Annotated in this window: 13 protein-coding genes and 1 pseudogene; 3 read left to right on the top strand and 11 right to left on the bottom strand. The window is 53.0% G+C overall.

The window, feature by feature from the left end; all coding sequences use genetic code 11:
* Positions 1-161: 161 nt before the first annotated feature.
* Both PKO01S_RS16875 and PKO01S_RS16870 read left to right on the top strand, forming a co-directional pair.
* Complete coding sequence (locus PKO01S_RS16875) at positions 162-536, top strand: phage holin family protein (protein ID WP_127532606.1); 375 nt, start codon at positions 162-164, stop codon at positions 534-536.
* A gap of 177 nt (positions 537-713) precedes the next feature.
* The gene (locus PKO01S_RS16870) at positions 714-1094 is read left to right on the top strand and encodes a cupredoxin domain-containing protein (protein ID WP_127532605.1); all 381 of its coding nucleotides are present in this window, start codon (positions 714-716) and stop codon (positions 1092-1094) included.
* A gap of 90 nt (positions 1095-1184) precedes the next feature.
* Here the strand turns inward: PKO01S_RS16870 and zapA are convergent, their stop codons facing one another.
* The 8 genes from zapA to PKO01S_RS16830 all read right to left on the bottom strand — a co-directional run bounded on the left by zapA (position 1185) and on the right by PKO01S_RS16830 (position 14521).
* Complete coding sequence (zapA, locus tag PKO01S_RS16865; protein WP_127532604.1) at positions 1185-4286, bottom strand: cell division protein ZapA; 3102 nt, start codon at positions 4284-4286, stop codon at positions 1185-1187.
* A 181-nt stretch (positions 4287-4467) separates the two neighbouring features.
* Positions 4468-6909, bottom strand: coding sequence for a phenylalanine--tRNA ligase subunit beta (pheT, locus tag PKO01S_RS16860; RefSeq protein WP_127532603.1), 2442 nt, complete (start codon positions 6907-6909; stop codon positions 4468-4470).
* 60 nt (positions 6910-6969) lie between these two features.
* Positions 6970-8004 (bottom strand): phenylalanine--tRNA ligase subunit alpha, encoded by a 1035-nt coding sequence (pheS, locus tag PKO01S_RS16855; RefSeq protein ID WP_127532602.1) that lies wholly within the window; start codon positions 8002-8004, stop codon positions 6970-6972.
* 452 nt (positions 8005-8456) lie between these two features.
* Positions 8457-9416 carry a transposase gene (locus tag PKO01S_RS16850; protein WP_127532601.1) on the bottom strand — a complete coding sequence of 320 codons (960 nt, stop codon included), beginning with the start codon at positions 9414-9416 and terminating at the stop codon, positions 8457-8459.
* Between the two features lie 1050 nt (positions 9417-10466).
* Positions 10467-11117 carry a YcnI family copper-binding membrane protein gene (locus PKO01S_RS16845; protein WP_307719836.1) on the bottom strand — a complete coding sequence of 217 codons (651 nt, stop codon included), beginning with the start codon at positions 11115-11117 and terminating at the stop codon, positions 10467-10469.
* Between the two features lie 142 nt (positions 11118-11259).
* Positions 11260-11991: a response regulator gene (locus PKO01S_RS16840; RefSeq protein ID WP_127532600.1), complete on the bottom strand. Its 732-nt coding sequence runs from the start codon at positions 11989-11991 to the stop codon at positions 11260-11262.
* Positions 11981-12844, bottom strand: coding sequence for a sensor histidine kinase (locus PKO01S_RS16835; RefSeq protein ID WP_127532599.1), 864 nt, complete (start codon positions 12842-12844; stop codon positions 11981-11983). The genes PKO01S_RS16840 and PKO01S_RS16835 overlap by 11 nt, the downstream gene beginning before the upstream one ends.
* 15 nt (positions 12845-12859) lie before the next feature.
* Positions 12860-14521 carry a copper resistance CopC/CopD family protein gene (locus PKO01S_RS16830; RefSeq protein WP_246070608.1) on the bottom strand — a complete coding sequence of 554 codons (1662 nt, stop codon included), beginning with the start codon at positions 14519-14521 and terminating at the stop codon, positions 12860-12862.
* A 177-nt stretch (positions 14522-14698) separates the two neighbouring features.
* Between PKO01S_RS16830 and PKO01S_RS28850 the strand changes: the two genes are divergently transcribed.
* A complete protein-coding gene (locus PKO01S_RS28850; RefSeq protein ID WP_164779645.1) occupies positions 14699-14863 on the top strand; it encodes a hypothetical protein in 165 nt (54 codons plus the stop codon).
* 90 nt (positions 14864-14953) lie between these two features.
* On the opposite strand, the gene PKO01S_RS16825 is transcribed toward PKO01S_RS28850, so the two are convergent.
* The 3 genes and pseudogenes from PKO01S_RS16825 to PKO01S_RS16815 all read right to left on the bottom strand — a co-directional run.
* Positions 14954-15361: a gamma-glutamylcyclotransferase family protein gene (locus tag PKO01S_RS16825; protein ID WP_127532598.1), complete on the bottom strand. Its 408-nt coding sequence runs from the start codon at positions 15359-15361 to the stop codon at positions 14954-14956.
* 18 nt (positions 15362-15379) lie between these two features.
* Positions 15380-16141 carry a LamB/YcsF family protein gene (locus tag PKO01S_RS16820; protein WP_127532597.1) on the bottom strand — a complete coding sequence of 254 codons (762 nt, stop codon included), beginning with the start codon at positions 16139-16141 and terminating at the stop codon, positions 15380-15382.
* 46 nt (positions 16142-16187) lie between these two features.
* Positions 16188-16685: pseudogene (locus PKO01S_RS16815) on the bottom strand (biotin-dependent carboxyltransferase family protein); the annotation flags it as partial.

Raw genomic sequence — 16685 nt, 5'->3', positions numbered from 1 at the left:
AACAGCTCCTCTCAACGTACATTATAGCCGATGCGCGAACTGGATGCCATGACGTAACCTTCCATACATGCAAAATGCTTTGCAGGACACGCTAGTAGTGAACATCCTCACGTCCGGCACAACCGGCACTGAGATACCCCAATCAAGGAGGTTACACCATCATGCATTTTCTGGGCCATGTCGTACGGTTCGTTGTAGCGGCGATTGTGCTTATGCTTGTTGGTTTCATTGTACCCCAGTTTAGTGTGGGGGGATTCTGGAGCGCTCTGTTCCTTGCGATCGTTATTGCGGCGCTCGGCTGGATCATCGAAGGCATTTTCGGCAAAAGAGTTACGCCTTTCGGCCGCGGCATCGTCGGCTTTATCGCTAGCGCCGTCGTCATCTGGGTTGCCCAGTTCATCGTGGGCGGCGTCAGCGTAACGTGGCTCGGCGCCATTCTGGCCGCGCTTGTCATCGGGATTATCGACTTGTTCATCCCGGTCAGCACGCCATTCGAAGCAGGACGGAACGAACATCGCGGCGGCGATTACCGTTAACTTGCTGCACAGCCTTGCCCGCAAGAATCCCCTTGCTTCCGAGCAAGGGGATTCTTTATGCCTTTGAAAGCTTCACCAATTTGTAACTGCGAACGTATTGGCGTATCGTATACAATGGAACTGATAAGTCATCTTTTTGCAATGGCATATTTCGTATATTGAGGGGAGTTTCCAGGAATGAAATCAACAAAACTGCTGCTCGCAGGCACGTTGACGATTATGCTCGTATTGGCGCTCAGCGCTTGCGGTGCGAGCTCGACACCGATGAATGCGAACATTTCCGAACCGAAGGAAGCGACGAAGGAACTAACGATCCAGGCGTCCAACTGGGAGTTCGACCAAAAGGAATACCATGTTAAGCAAGGCGAAGCGGTCAAAATATCCGTTGCCTCGTCTTCTGGTTTTCATGGTGTCAAAATCAACGACACAAGCTACACCATCAAGAGCAACGAATCGAAAATTCTTTCGTTCGACAAAGCCGGTACTTACGAAATTCACTGCAACATCGCTTGCGGTTCCGGCCACACTCGCATGAAAGCACAAATCATCGTCGAATAACGAAACAAGGACGGCCGCCCGGGCCGATAGGAGTACTGCTCCCATCGCCAGACGGCCGTCCTTTTGTTCTAGAGCGGATCTTACCGCTAGCTAGCTCTGTTCAATCAGCTCGATCCACTCGTTATATTCGGTTTGCAGCTTCGAATATTCTTGCTGCAGCCGGTGCAGTTGATCCTTCAACTGCTCCATCTCCGCCTCTTGCTCCGAACTTGCTGCTGCAGATGCTGCCACTTGCTTGTACTGCTCCAATTCATCTTTCAAGGCTTCCAAAGTTGTTTCGCGTTCTTGCTTCAAACGGTTCAGCTCCGTTTGGCGCTCCTGTGCCAGCTCCTCCAACTGAGCCGACCGTTCCTGAGCCGCCTGCGCAGTCCGTTCCAGCTCTGCAATTCGGCTGCTCATTCGGCTCTGCTCCTCTTGCTGAATCGCAAGCAGTCTCGAAGCTGCCGCCGCTTGCTCGATATGCTGCTCGAAATGATCGCTAAGCTGCTGCAGCTCTTGCTCATGCTTGCGGGCCAATTCCGCTTGCCGATCGCTTTCGATACGTACGTCCTTCAGTTTATCGCGCTCAGCTGTCAGTTCAGCAGCCAGCTGTTCACTACGCTGCGTCAACTGCTGCAACTCGTTCTGCATGGCGCCGGAATGATGCTCTTGGTCATTGAGAGACATTTCCATTCGAGCGATCTCGCTTCGCAGTGATTGCTCCGTCTCCAGAAGCGTAAGCAATTGCTCTTCCGATTCTCCCAGTCGCTGCTCCCATTCCTTATTCGATTGCTCGAGACGCTTGCTGCCTGCAAAGTTCTGCTCCTCCAGCTTGCGCTGCAAGCCGACCATCTCTTCTTCCGCAGCCGCAATCTCTGCTTGATACTGCGTGAGCACTTGCTCGTGATCCATGATCAGCACCGCTACATGTTCCGAATGCTGCTCAATCGCCTGCTCGCGCTCTTCCCGAAGCTTCGCCATTTCAGCCTTCGCTGCCGTATCGGCCGCTCTAAGCTCCTGCAGCTCCTGCAAACGCAGCTCGAGCTCTTCCCGATATTGCTGTTGCAGCTCCGCATAAGAATTGTCATGCTGCTGGGCAAGCTTCCCGTTGAGCTCCTTATGACGGTCATTAAGCGTTTCAATAGAATCAAGATGCTCTCTTTCGCGGGCAGCAAGCGCCTCGCGATGACGAGCTTCCAATGCTGCGACCATATCGCGGTGCTGAGTCTCCATCGATTCCAAATGCTCGATGCACTGACGCTCCAGCGTCTCGATTTGACCGGAGCGCTCTTGCTCCGCAGCATCCAGCTTCGCTTGGTGCAGCTGTCTCAATTGCTCCGTTTGCTCCGCAAGGCGCGCTTCGAACGAAGCCTGTTGTTCCGCGAGCTTCGCCCCGAAAGATTGCTCGTATTCCTCGAGCATCATCTGATATTCGGCTTCGCGCTCTTGAAGCACGGCCTCCAACTGCGTATCCCGCGCAGCTAGCTTCGCTTGGAATGCCGCCTCACGCGTAGCAAGCTCCGCTTCCGCTGCCGCTTGCTGCTCCTCAAGCAGCGCTGCTGCTGCGGCATCCTGCTCCGCCAACAGCAGCTGGTACTCTGCTTCGCGTTCCGCGAGCTGCTCCGCTATTGCTGTGCGCTGCTTGGCAAGCTCTGCCTCTGCAGCGGTTTGCTGCTCGTCAAGCAGCGCCGTTGCAGCATCTTCCTGCTGCGCCAGCTTCATTGCGAGCGCTTCTTCACGTTCCGCATGCTGCGCCATTTGCGCTTGCAGTGCTGCTTCGTGCTCGATCAATTGCATCTGCAACGCCGCTTCACGCTCGGCCAGCTGCGCCTGCAGTACCGTTTCACGCTCCGCCAACAACGCCTGCAATGCCGTTTCGCGCTCCGCCAGTTGAGCCTGCCACGCCGTTTCACGCTCGGCCATATTCGCTGACAATGCCTTACGCTGCTCGGCAAGCTCTGCTTCCGCAATGGCTTGCTGCTCCTCGAACAGCTCCGTCGCTGCTGCCTCTTGCTGGGCCAGTTTCAACTCGTACGCCGCTTCGCGTTCTGCCTGCTGCGCCAATTGAGCTTGCATCGACGCTTCATACTCCGCAATCTGCATTTGCAATGCCGCCTCACGCTCCGTCAGCAATGCCTGCAATACCGCTTCACGCTCCGCCAACTGCATTTGCAGCGCGGTTTCGAGCTCGACTTGCTGCGCTTGCAACTCTGCTTCACGTTCAGACAGCTGCAACTGCAGCGCTGCCTCACGCTTCTCCAGCTGCGCTGCGGCAGACGACTGCTCCTCGGTTATCGCCTCGATGGCAGACTGCTGTTCGGAGCGCAGACGCTCCAGCTCAGCTTGATGTTCCAGCGCATTCAGCTCTTCTGCTTCTTTCAGTTCGGCAATAACCGCATTCAACTGCTGCTTCTCTAGATCTAACTGCTGCTTCTCTAGATCTAACTGCTGCTTCTCTTGATTCAATTGTTCAGAACGCGCTCTCATCCGGCTTTCCAGCTCTGCACGCTGCTCTTGGACCCGCTTCTCCGCCGCATTGCGCTGTTCTCCCAGCAGCCGGTCAGATGCAGCGCGCTGCTCCTGCAGCTTGCGCTCTCCTTCCGTTCGGACCGCTGTTAGTTGTTGTCCAAGCTCTTCCTTCTGTGCGCTGAGCTGATTGTCGAACTGCTCACGCTGAGCGGCCAGCGCTTCCTCCTGCTCTTTGCGGAGCGCTTCCAGCTCTTGCTTCGCAGCAGCCGCTTGCTCTTCTCTCAGCAGTTCGCTCTCGAGCATCGCCTCCGCAAGCTTCCTGCCCGCTTCGTCGGCAGCTATCTGAAGCAGCGTCTGCTGCTCTCGTTCCCACTCAATCCGCGCTTCGCTGGTTGCCTGCTCAGCCAGCAACGCGCGTTGCTCCGCTTCCGCCACGAATCGTTGCAAAGCCTCTGCATCTGCCCGCAGTCGTTCCACTTCTTCATTCAGAACCGTGTTCCGAGCCTCTTCGACGAGCAGTCTATCATTCTCACGCTGGAGCCTCATGACGTCTTCTGCCATATGTACCGCCGCTAATACAGCGATCTTCGGCATATCAAGACGCGGATAGCCTTTAGCGAGCTTATGCATATTTTCGTCGACCAGTGCCGCGATCCGTTTGATATAGTCGGTACTGGAACGACCCGTCAGTTTATACTGATGACCGTATATGTCAACCGTTACGCGTGTCCGATCGGCATCCATCAATGCAATATCCTCCTAGCTGTTTTAAAGTCGCATTTCATGGTGTAAGGGGCGTCTTCCAACTAGACGACAGTCGATAATGGAAAGACTTATCAGGTAGCGACTCACTTGAATAGGCGAAAAAAAACCACATCGCTGTTCCTTTCGGAACTATTTCGATGTGGCTTTGAATGTTTCCTGCCTACTTCCGTAATTCCGCGCCAAAAGTTTGCTCGATTTTCACAACAACTGCCCCGTGCAGTTCTGTAATTTCCTCATCGGTAAGAGTACGCTCCCGATGGCGATAGACGAGCGACAAAGCAACGCTCTTCTTGTCTGCACCAAGTTTTTCTCCCGTGTAAACGTCGAATACGCGAATCGACTCAAGCAGTTCGCCAGCGGTCTCGCGAGCCGTCTCGGTTAGACGTCCAGCTTCGACGCCTGCATCCACAACGACTGCAATGTCCCGTTCCATTGCCGGGAAGCGAGGCAGCGGTTTATATACAATGGCGAAATCCGCATATTCATAAAGTGGAGCCAGATCCAATTCTGCCACAAACGTATCGGCAAGATCCGACTTCTGCTGCAGTTCAGGATGGAGCTGTCCGACATAACCGATTGCAACCCAACCCGCTTCCGTGTGAAGCTTGATTGCAGCCGTTCTGCCTGGATGGAATCCTTCCGGCTGTGCCGCCTCGTAACGTACAAGATGGTCAATGCCAAGCGATTGAATCATCGCTTCGATAACACCTTTTGCATGGTAGAAATCATAAGCTTGTGCTTTCTGATTCCACGAAGCCTGCACCGCATTACCCGTGAACAGCAAGCCAAAACGGTGCTTCTCGTTCGGAAGCGCCGTTAGCGTTTCCTCCTCCGTATGGAATACGCTGCCGAGCTCGAACACAGCGAGATCATAATTTTTGCGGTTGCGGTTATACGACGCCATCTCGAGCAATTGCGGGAGCAACGATGTACGCAGTACGCTGCGCTCCTCGCTCATTGGCATAGCAAGACGGATCGGACGGGAATTGCTCGTCAAAGCCGGGAACAGCTGTGCGCGCTCAGGACCTGTGAACGAATAGCTGATCACTTCATTCAGACCGGAATTCGTCAGCTTCTTACGCAGCTCGCGGCGGATCGCTTGCGCTTTCGTCAACGCGCCTGGCGTCGTACTGCCTTCGATCGGCGTTGTCGGAATGTTGTCATAGCCGTATAAGCGGGCCACTTCTTCGATCAAGTCAACATCGCGAGTAATATCGCCGCGGCGCGTAGGCACCGTGATCGTGAATACGCCATTGTCGTCAATCGAGCCTTCGAAACCAAGCCGGACAAAAATCGCCTCAACCTCGAGTTTGGACAGATCCGTACCAAGATATTGGTTAATTTTCGGCAGCGATACTTGAACGACAGCTGGCTCCGGACGGGAAACGACAGCTTCGACAATTCCTTCCGTTACATGGCCGTCGGCATGTTTCTCAAGAAGCGAAGCAGCGCGGTTCAACGCAGCAATTACGCGGCCTGGATCGACTTCTTTCTCGAAGCGTGCGCTCGACTCCGAACGAAGACCAAGCTGACGTGACGTGCGGCGTACCGTGCTGCCGTCAAAACGTGCGGATTCCAGCACAATATCCGTCGTATCCTCCGTTACTTCGCTGTTGGCTCCTCCCATAACACCTGCAAGAGCTACCGGTTTCACAGCGTCGGCGATAACGAGCATTTGCGGCTCAAGCTTGCGTTCTTGGTCATCCAGCGTCGTCAGCATCTCGCCAGGCTGCGCATTACGAACGACAATGCGTCCGCCTTCCAACTTGGATGCATCAAAAGCATGAAGCGGTTGGCCGTATTCCAGCATAACGTAGTTCGTTATGTCGACCACGTTATTGATCGGACGAACACCCGCTGCCATCAGACGGTTTTGCATCCACAATGGCGATGGTGCAATTTTGACACCACGGATGTAGCGTGCCGAATAATGTGAACATTGATCTTTCGCCTCAATCGTCACCGACAGATGAGAGGAAGCTTGATCGGAAGAATGCATAACCGACGTATCCGGCAGCTTCACTTCGCGTCCCGTAAGAGCGGCAACTTCGTATGCTGCGCCAAGCATGCTAAGACAGTCCGAACGGTTCGGCGTCAGATCAAGCTCCAGCACTTCATCATCAATCCCGAGCGTAATGCCGATCGGTTGACCGATTGGCGTATCAGCCGGCAGCACCAGAATCCCTTCCTGCTGCTCCTTAGGCAGAAGCTTCTCTTGTAATCCAAGCTCTTTGGCCGAGCAAATCATACCTTGCGATTCGACGCCGCGCAGTTTCGCCCTTTTAATATGCAGATCGCCAGGCAGCTTCGCTCCGACGAGAGCAACCGGCACCTTTTGGCCAGCATCGACATTGCGTGCTCCGCATACGATTTGCAGCGTTTCGCCCGTACCGGCATCGATTTGGCAAACGTTCAGTTTGTCAGCATCAGGATGTTTCTCTTTCGAGACGACATAGCCGACAACTACGCCCGATACCCCTTTGTTCAACGATTCCACGACATCGATCTCGATGCCGCCGCTCGTCATGCGCTCCGCAATTTGCGAAGCTGTCATATCGGTGACCTCAATATATTGATTCAACCATTGGTAGGATACTTTCATCTCACTAACGTTCCCTTCTGTCCCGTATTTCGCAGCATCTGATATGCTGCACCCGTTTCATCACATGCGTGCGAACTGATTCAAGAACCGCTGATCGTTCGTGTAGAAATGACGAATGTCATCGATGCCGTATTTCAGCAGCGCGATCCGCTCGACACCCATGCCGAAAGCAAAAGCGCTCACTTCGTTCGGATCGTATCCGCCCATTTCGAGAACGCGCGGGTGAACCATGCCGCAGCCGAGAATTTCAAGCCAGCCGGTTTGCTTGCACATCCGGCAGCCATGTCCGCCGCATTGCGAGCAAGTAACGTCGACTTCCGCGCTTGGCTCGGTGAACGGGAAGAAGCTTGGACGGAGACGAATTTGAGCTTGCTTGCCGAACATCAGTTGAACGAACTGCAGCAGCGTCCCTTTCAAATCGCTCATCCGAATGTTCGGACCTACAACCAAACCTTCGATCTGATTGAACTGGAACGAATGCGTCGCATCGTCATCATCGCGGCGGTATACTTTGCCCGGGCAGATGATTTTGACCGGCGACTTGCCGTTCATTGCTTTCATCGTCCGAATCTGTACCGGCGATGTTTGCGTGCGCATCAGAATGTCTTCCGTAATGTAGAACGAATCCTGCATATCGCGAGCGGGATGGTTCTTCGGCAGATTGAGCGCCTCGAAGTTGAAGAAGTCCGTTTCAACCTCTGGGCCTTCCGCTACCGAGTAGCCAAGACCGACGAAAATATCTTCGATTTCTTGTACAACCTTATTCAACGGATGTACAGCCCCCGCAGGAAGCGCCTGACCTGGCAGCGTAACGTCAATCGTTTCTTCACGCAGACGCGCAGCCGTCTCTTCTTGACGGTACGCCTCTTGCTTCTCTTCGATAACCGATTCGATTGCAGCGCGCACCTCATTACCCACTTGGCCGATGATTGGACGCTCTTCTGCACTCAAACCGCCCATTCCGCGCAAAATTTCAGTCAATGCGCCTTTCTTGCCCAAATATTTAACCCGTAAATCATTAAGCTGCTGTTGTCCTGCAACCTGCTGCAGCTCCTGCAGTGCCTCCGCCCGCAGCGCTTCCAAACGTTCTTTCATGCCTCTATCCCTCCATCGTCAATGAAGCTTTGCAACCGCAAAGCCATGCAGCTGTTGAAGCTTTAATAAACACAAAAAAGCCCTTTCTCCCCGCTAGGGACGAAAGGACCGTGGTACCACCCTAATTCAAGCCGCAAGCTTGCCCAATTGCATGGCAACTTAACGTCTTCTTAATCCGGATAACGGCCGGCACCGGACTTCCTACATACGGCCTTGGTTTAATCACCGTCAGTACGACTAAAGGCACGCGTTCACAAGTCAGCTCAGGAGTGAACTTCGGCAGACCAACATCGCAAAGACGCTCTCAATCTCCGGCGTCTTCTCCCTGTCCGTTCGGCGCTGCTTACTCTTCTCCGTCATTGCAATACAAGTATTAATCGTTATTATACCCAACGTACGCACAGCAAATCAAGGACTAAGGGATAAATAGACGATTATTCCGGGTGATGCCCTTATCCGGCATAACGATACCCGTCTGCCGCGATATTCAAAAGCTCCGCGGCTCTTTTTCTCCGCGACGAGGCTCTTCCCGCCGGATAACTCATTCTAAAATGATACTCATCATAATAACGCTGCCAATTCCGAACATTACGGTACAACATCGAGATCTGTTTTCTTGCACTGCTCTTCGCCATTCCGAGCGCCTCTGCAACAATCCCGGTACGATATGCTTCAAGCAGTCTCGGCCGCCAAACCTTCTTTTCTTCCCGATTATCTATCGTTCGAACCCCATCAACACCAATCATTAATCCCTCCGCTTCTTCAACAGGCAACACAACGCTGCCCGCCAATTCAGCATCAACCTCACGCTCTTTCACCAAGGCGCCGCTTGCAGTTACGGCTTCTGTGTCTGTTGCACTTACAACCCGCTCTGGACCTAAATCCTCTCGAATGTCCGCCAGTCCGGCAGATGCGTCTCCAATACGTATTGAAGGAACCTCTGCCGTCTTCTCTTTATTTACAGCTACTTCCTCGGATGTAGCTGCGACTGCATTGGACGGTTGAGCCATTTCCCATCTGATGTCCCCGCTCATCATGGGGCTGCCGCATGACCACTCTTTCATCGTCTGTCTAACTATATTTAACATCCGAAGTGCGGTGCGATAATGAATTTGGAGCAATGCGGACAGTTTTCTCGCAGAACAATGCTCTCCTCCACTGGCAAACCAATGAAATACAAACAACCAGTACGAAACAGGAAGCTTCGTATTGTGGAACATCGTTCCTGAAGTCAGCGATACCTGGTGTCTGCACATCATGCATTGATATAAATTGCGAGTCTGTACGAAACAATATTCGTCATTGCCGCATTGCGTACAAACAAACCCGTCCGGCCAGCGCAATTGAAACATGAATTGCCGGCATTTCGCCTCACTATCATAGTGTGCCATGAACATCAGCAACTCTTGCATCCATTCCACCCGCCTCTATTTTAGTTTCTTATAAGCCAATTATAACGAACATATGTTCTTGTGTAAATGGTTAATTGTTAAAATATAGATGAAAATATATAAAAAAAAGGATTTTATAACGGTACATCCAGACCATTCATACGACCTATCTCTCCAAAAACTTGAGATAGATGCCTATAGCGTATGACGGTCGTCGTATAGGCATCTGGCTCAGCTGGCTTGTTGATTGGAGTGTGCTTAGTTGCTGGCGTTGCGGGCGAATCAAGATTCCTGAATCATATGGGCGCTCGGCTGCCGATATAGGCATCTGGCTCAGCAAGGTTGTTAATTGGAATGTGCTTAGTTGCAGTTGAGTTAAAATGCCTAATCATATGCGGCGCTCTGCTTCTGGTAGTGGCTACTGCCTCGGCGGGGTGTTGATTGGAGTGTGCTAAGTTGCGACATAATCAAGACGCCTAATACACAAGCGCGCTCGGCTATCGATATAGGTATTTGACTCAGCTGGGGTGTTGTTTCGAGTACACTTAATTGCAGCCCCAATCAAGATGACTGTATCATATGGCCACTCGGCTAATGGTATAGGCATCTGGCTCAGTTGGAGTGCTGTTTCGAGTACGATTAATTGTGGGCCGAGTCAAGATGCCTGCATCATATGGTAGTTCGGCTATCAGTATAGGCATCTGGCTCAGTTGGAATATTGATTCGAGTATGCTTAGTTGCGGCTTAATCAGATGACTATACACATGGCGCTTGGTTGCCGATATAGGCATCAGGCTCAACCAGGATGTTTATTCGAGTAAATATAATTCTAGTGGAACAGCTATCGAGTTGAGTACTTGATACGAGGGCGGGCGGCAGTTTCGAGTCAGCGTGGCAATAAAATGTTGGCATTAGCTGCCGGACGTCGTTGGACATCCTTGCAAAGTGGACAGCTCATCGCAACCGAGGCGCTCAATTATCTTTAAACATTAATTATAAAGACCGCAGACAGCGGCTGATCTTCTTAACACGATCATCCGCTGTCTGCGGTCTTATTTAATTGATCCAATCTTATCGTTTCTTGCGAGCGAGCGATACGATCAAAGACAAGGCGCCAAGAGCGACGGCGACGATGGACAAGATAAGCGGAAGATTGTTGTCCGATTCATCGTTATCGTTAGCATCATTGGATGCAGCTGCACCTTGACCGTGACTGTCGGCAGCACCTTCTGCAGGAGCAGGAGTCACTGTCGTTACAGAAGCCGGTTTGTCGGCGCCTTCTCCGCCTACCCATTCTACAAGCGTTCCGTCGCTGTAAGTTTGGTAAGCCTTCCATTGAAGCTGCTTCGCGTCGTCCGCGACTTTGCCGCTTACGCGGAATTCCGTAAATTCCGTTTCGCTCAGTCCGACTTCTGAAGACCACGTGATGGAAGTGATTTTGCTGTCGGCATCTTTCTCGAGCTCGTATTTCCAGCCTTCCTTGGGCTCGACACGGCTTACGTTAATCTCAGCCGGAACTTTCACTTGAACTTTAACCGTATTAACGCCTTTTTCTTCGCTTGGAACCCTTACAGCCATTACTTGATAAGTGCCTGCTGCAACTTGCGGGGGCTGTACCGTTACGTGAGCACTAGCCATTCCTGCGAACATGAGGACACATAGCGCTACCGACAGGAGTGCAGCAGCATTCTTAAATGTACGTTTCTTCGTCATTTGAATCATAGGGATGTTCCGCCTCTCTATACCTTATCCAATTCTTCACATGGATCAGTATAGCGCTCCTTCCATGCTTACCGCATGACTCGAAAGAGCTATCGAATGTGACAAATTGTTGCATAGTTAAAGGCAGTTTGATGAACAACCGTTATGATCGTTCGTGGAGCCCTTGCTCCAGCGCATATCTGGCAAGCTGTACGCGATTGTCAAGATGCAGCTTCTGAAGGATATTCTTGAGATGGTTCTTCACTGTATGCTCCGAAATTCCGAGCTTCAGTGCAATCTCTTTATTCGAATCGCCGTAAGCGACGTGTTCTAAAATATCTTTCTCGCGATCCGTCAGAGGGGTAGAGGATTGCGACTTCGATCCTTCCGAACGGCCAAACCTTGTTGAAGCCGTCGACGATACCGCTGTCGATGATGCTGGCCGCGAAGAACCTGCCGATCCGGTAAACTCCTGAAGCATCCTTGCTGCCAGCTCTTTGGACATCGGAGCCTCATCATGCGCGACGGCATGCAAATACTCCAGCCATGCGGACGGCGTTAAATTTTTGAGCAAATAGCCTTGCGCCCCTCTTTTGATCGCTTCGAACAAATCCGTAATCTCGTCCGATACGGTAACCATTACGATTTTGACAGCAGGCCAACGGCTCTTGATCTGGTGCGTCGCTTCCAGCCCCCCCATCCCAGGCATACGGATATCCATAAGCACAAGATTCGGCTGCTGTTGCTCGATACGCTCAATGGCTTCTTCCCCGCTCATAGCTTCAGCCACAATCGTAAAAGAAGGGTCCGCGCTAATAATATCACGCATCCCCTCTCTTCCATGAGGATGGTCATCTACAAGCATCACACGGATGGCAGTCTGGCTAACGTCCATTGTTGCCTCCTTGATTCTTCACTATTTTCACAGTCGTTCCGCCGTTCCGATCTGTAGCGCCCGCCTCACCATTCACCGAAAAGGTCCATCCCATTGCTTCCGCACGGTCGCGCATCATACGGATGCCGAACTTCCCTTTCTTCCATAGTTGGTCCGGCGATGCGCCGGTTCCATTATCCTGGATCAGCGCGCGAAATCCGCCTGGAAGCGGCTCGCCCGTCACTGTCAGTTCCGAAGCATGCGCATGCTTGCGTACATTCATAACCGACTCGCGCAATATGGCTAGCAGTTCTACTTGTTCCTTGCCGGTCAATAGACCGTCGGACAACCGCCAATCAAGCTGTACCTGGAGCGCTCCGCCCGCGCCTGCCTCCTCGGCTAGCTCCCGAATCGCATTCATCCAAGGCACATCCGTCGTTACGGGAGCGTGGCGCAGATTAGCGATCGATTGCCGTACATCCTCATATACGTGGCGAACGGTTCCACGAATCTGCTGCGCAACGACAGCCCGGTCGCTGCTTTCTTCCGTCTGCTCCAGCTTATCCAACTTAACAGACAACAGAAATAACGACTGCGAAATACCGTCGTGCAGTTCGCGGGCAAGCTGCTCTCTTTCCTCGAATGCAGCTTTCATCGCTTTCTCCCTTTGAAGCTGATTCAGCGTATCCTCAAGCTTCCCAAACAGCTTCGTAAGTACCGTTAGCGTAACCAGAAGGACAAGGACTGGCGTCAAAATATTCCCCAGTTCCATGGATACATAAGGAAGCAGAAACTGATGACGCGCATATTCCCATACGCCGAGCGTAACGGTCGGGATGAGCAGGATAGACCATTTTATTTTGTTATAGGACATAGGGCGCGCCTCTCGTTAATAGTTCCGGAACTCGGTAGTTTCGACCAGTTCATTATCGTTCTTATCCAAGACGCGAATCTCCGCCGTCCATTTGCCCGGATGCGGAATATACGGCCCGGTCGCACGATAAGTGAATTTGCCGTAGCCTTCGAAAGCATCGATCTCGTCATCGGTATAGAGCTCGAGCGGAATATTGATCGGCGCATCCGGATGCAGCTCCGAGCGGAACCGAAGCACGACCGACTTAGGATCGCCTGTTTGCTCAGGCAGCCATATTTTGAGTGTAACCTTATTGTCTCCAGGCACATTCGGCGTAACGCGCAGCGAAACGTGCATCGCCGCTCCCATCTGATGATAGGAGACGGGCTCATTGGCCGGCAAAGGACTAATGTACGTAAACAATGCGGTGACCACGATCAGAGCTGCCATCAGTACTCCGTCTGTTTTTAATAATGCAGCCCCTGGCAACTCTCCCCGTCGCACCCGGATTCTAAGAAATGCTCCTGCCGTTATGACCAGCAGCGCCAATCCCGCCTTGATCGTCAGCATGACGCCCCACGAAGTAAGCCAAAGATACGACAGACGCGGGATAAAGAGCATCGTCATCCCGATGCCGGACAGAACAAGCACAGCTAGCGACGCAACCGCGCCTGCGCTGAATTGAGCGGCAAACCGTCCAGCTTCCTTCCGGTCCTTAAACCAGAACACAAGCAGCAGGGCAAGTCCGCCCGCCCATATCGAAGCAGCCAGCAAATGGACGGCGTCGAGCGCAACGGTCAACGCCTTCGGGTGGTTCGCGCTTGCATGCCCGCTCCAGCTTTCTGCCGCCAGCAGAAGCACCGCCCAGACGATACGGACTACTCTGCCTCCGCGAAGGGCAGCAAAGCCGAGCAGCGATAATACGACGATAGCGAGCCATGTGCTTCCGACAGCCGTACGCGTCAGCAGCCGCCCCCATTCCGACAAAGGCTGGCCCTCCATCACTTCACGCGCATGGAAGAATACATACAGAATCGAGCCGAACAAAAACGTACGCACGGCAACAAGCGACCAACTGCGAACGATCGGCGACGTTTCCGCCCTGTTGAAATTAGCAAGTCCGGTCCATAGCATGATCCCCGTTGCCAAGAGCAGCCCTCCATAATAAAGAACACGGATAGCATACAGGACAAACTCTGCAGATGTTAACTGGGTTGATGCCGCACCGTGCCCAGTGTGGCCGAGATGGCTCTGCAGATCGAAAGTCGACGCATCTTTGGCTGCAGGCGGATTGCCGACAACAAATACATAGGAGCCGCTAATCGGGTGTCCGTCCTCGGAAACGATCCGATAAGAGACGGTATATATCCCGTCATCCAAAGCCGGCGGATCTATCGTTACGACCGTTCGGTCGCCGCTCGTCTTCACCGATTGAACGTTTACCTTCCTCGACAGCGAGTCCAATATATCGATCGCACCGACCCCGGTTTCGACCGCTTCATTGAAAACCAGCTTAATTTCTTCCGGACTGTGCGTCAGCCGGGCACCCGCATCCGGAACGGTCTCAAGCAATTGGGCATGCGCATCGGCCCGGGGAGAATAACTTACGAGCCAAACCGCAATAAGCAGCAAACTGAAGATGACTCTTAAATGAAATATATTTCGTCTTACGGTACCTTTGTTCGCTCCGATCGACAATTCCGCTCATCCCTTCTTAGTTAACGATGGAAATATATTATAGACGTTAAAGATAAGCTTACATATGAATTGCCCCATCTACTCGGTGTTAATTTGAACATTATCAAAACGTTCTCGAATAGGTCAAGCCGATAAAACCGAAGCTAGAGCCGTATACTGCTGATGGGAGGATACCATATGGATGAATATTTTGACAGTGCCTATAGTTTCGCGCATTTGGATTCCGTCGACGGAGCGGTCGAGGACATTCAGGCATTAGAGAAGAAGCTTTCGGAAGCATACGGCACGCCGGTTACATTGATTGCGTTCACCTCCGAGAACAATACTGCTGCTAACGCATGAACGACAAAAGGCCGCCGGCTTCATCGCTGGCGGCCTTTCGCTGAAAGGAGGCTAATTGAAAAAGAATGAATTTAGAAACTAGGAGAACGATTAGCGGGTAGTCTTGGCTGCATAAAAATCCGGCCAGTACGACTGACCGATCGCGGGAAAACCGCGATCCGAATCCCAGATGTACACCCAGCCTTCAAGATGATCGTGCACCAAGTCGGTCACCCATACCCGCTCGTAATCATTGCTCTCCTCGTACCCATAAAATTGTTCCAGCTCATCCATTGCCGCAAGCCCGGCTTCATCGACCGTAATCCATTGACCGATGACGAAGGTATTCTCATTGCTCGCCTTCAGGTCGCGGATAAGCGCAGGATACGGCCCATAATCCACTAACCGCCCAGCTACCTTTCCTTTTTCGGACCGAATGACAAAACGTTCTACGACGTGATGATTATGTTGATCCGGCAGCAGCGAACCGTAAATAAAAACTTGAAAAGTCCGTCTCATCGAGAGCCCTGCCCTTTCTTAAGGAGCTTGAACTTGAATTCCATTCTGTTCAAGTGCCGTTCGAATCGCTTTCGCCCACTCTGCGGCATGTGGTCCATCGCCGTGCAAACATAGCGTGTCGGCGCGCACATCAGCCTCTCCGCCGTCAAACGTCAACGCTTTGCCTCTCCGCACCAAACCAAGAGCTTGTTCGATTGCGTCTTGCTCCTTCGTCAGCAACGCATTGCGCTCCGATCGCGGCGTTAACGTTCCGTCAGGCGTGTAGGTACGATCTGCGAATGCTTCAGATACGGTTTCTAAACCGTGCGACCGACCGGAATCCAACAACACGCTGCCGGATTGGCCAAAGAGCAGCAATGCCGGATCGATATGAGAGACGGCGAGAGCGACAGCATCGGCAATCCCGCGGCTGCGGCCCGCCATATGATACAGCGCGCCATGAGGCTTCACATGCGCGAGCTTGCCGCCAGCAGCCTTTACGTAAGCTTGAAGCGCCCCGACTTGATACAAGACGAAATCGTAAGCTTCCTGCGGCGTAATCGCCAGCTCCCGGCGGCCGAATCCTAGCCGGTCGGGCAAACCGGGATGCGCGCCGACCGCGACGCCAGCCGCAATGCTTTTCTCCACCGCTTCCCTCATCGTATGCGGATCACCGGCATGGAATCCGCATGCAATGTTGACGCTCGTTACGTATGGGAGCAGCGCATCGTCCTGGCCGAACGAATAGGCGCCATAGCCTTCACCGAAATCGGCATTCAAGTCAACTTGAAGAAGCTTCATATAGTAAGAACCTCCATGTACATATGTGATTCGGCTAGCCTGATCGTTATGGAAGTTTGCAGCGTATGGCGGCCGCTAGCACTTGGAACGACTTCTCCCTCGCATAATCGAGACGCTGCGCTTCTTCTAGACCGATTGGCCGAAATTGAATATAGTCGCCCGGCTTCGCTTGCGCGAGCAGCGGCAAATCCACGGCGGCGACATGCGCGATCTTCGGATAACCGCCCGTCGTCTGGCAATCGGCGCCGAGCACGATCGGTTGGCCGCTGGCCGGTACTTGGACGACGCCCGGGACGATGCCGTGCGACAGCAGCTCGTCCCGGGCGTCACGCTGCAGCGGCGGCCCATCCAGCCGCACGCCCATCCGGTCCGAGGCGGCCAATACGCGGTAGCGGCCGCCATAAAAGCTGTCACGGGCAGACTGCGTGAACTGCCCGTGCTCCCGCCCCGGCATCGCGCGAAGCTCGATGCCGGCTGTGCCGTCGCCGCCGCCGTACGCTTGCGGCGGCGAATACCAGGCCGCCCGTGCGATAGCCGGGCGGCC

It is taken from the genome of Paenibacillus kobensis NBRC 15729, assembly GCF_004000825.1.
GTDB classification, from domain to species: domain Bacteria; phylum Bacillota; class Bacilli; order Paenibacillales; family Paenibacillaceae; genus Paenibacillus_T; species Paenibacillus_T kobensis.
This window is presented reverse-complemented; position numbering and strand designations above follow the sequence as displayed.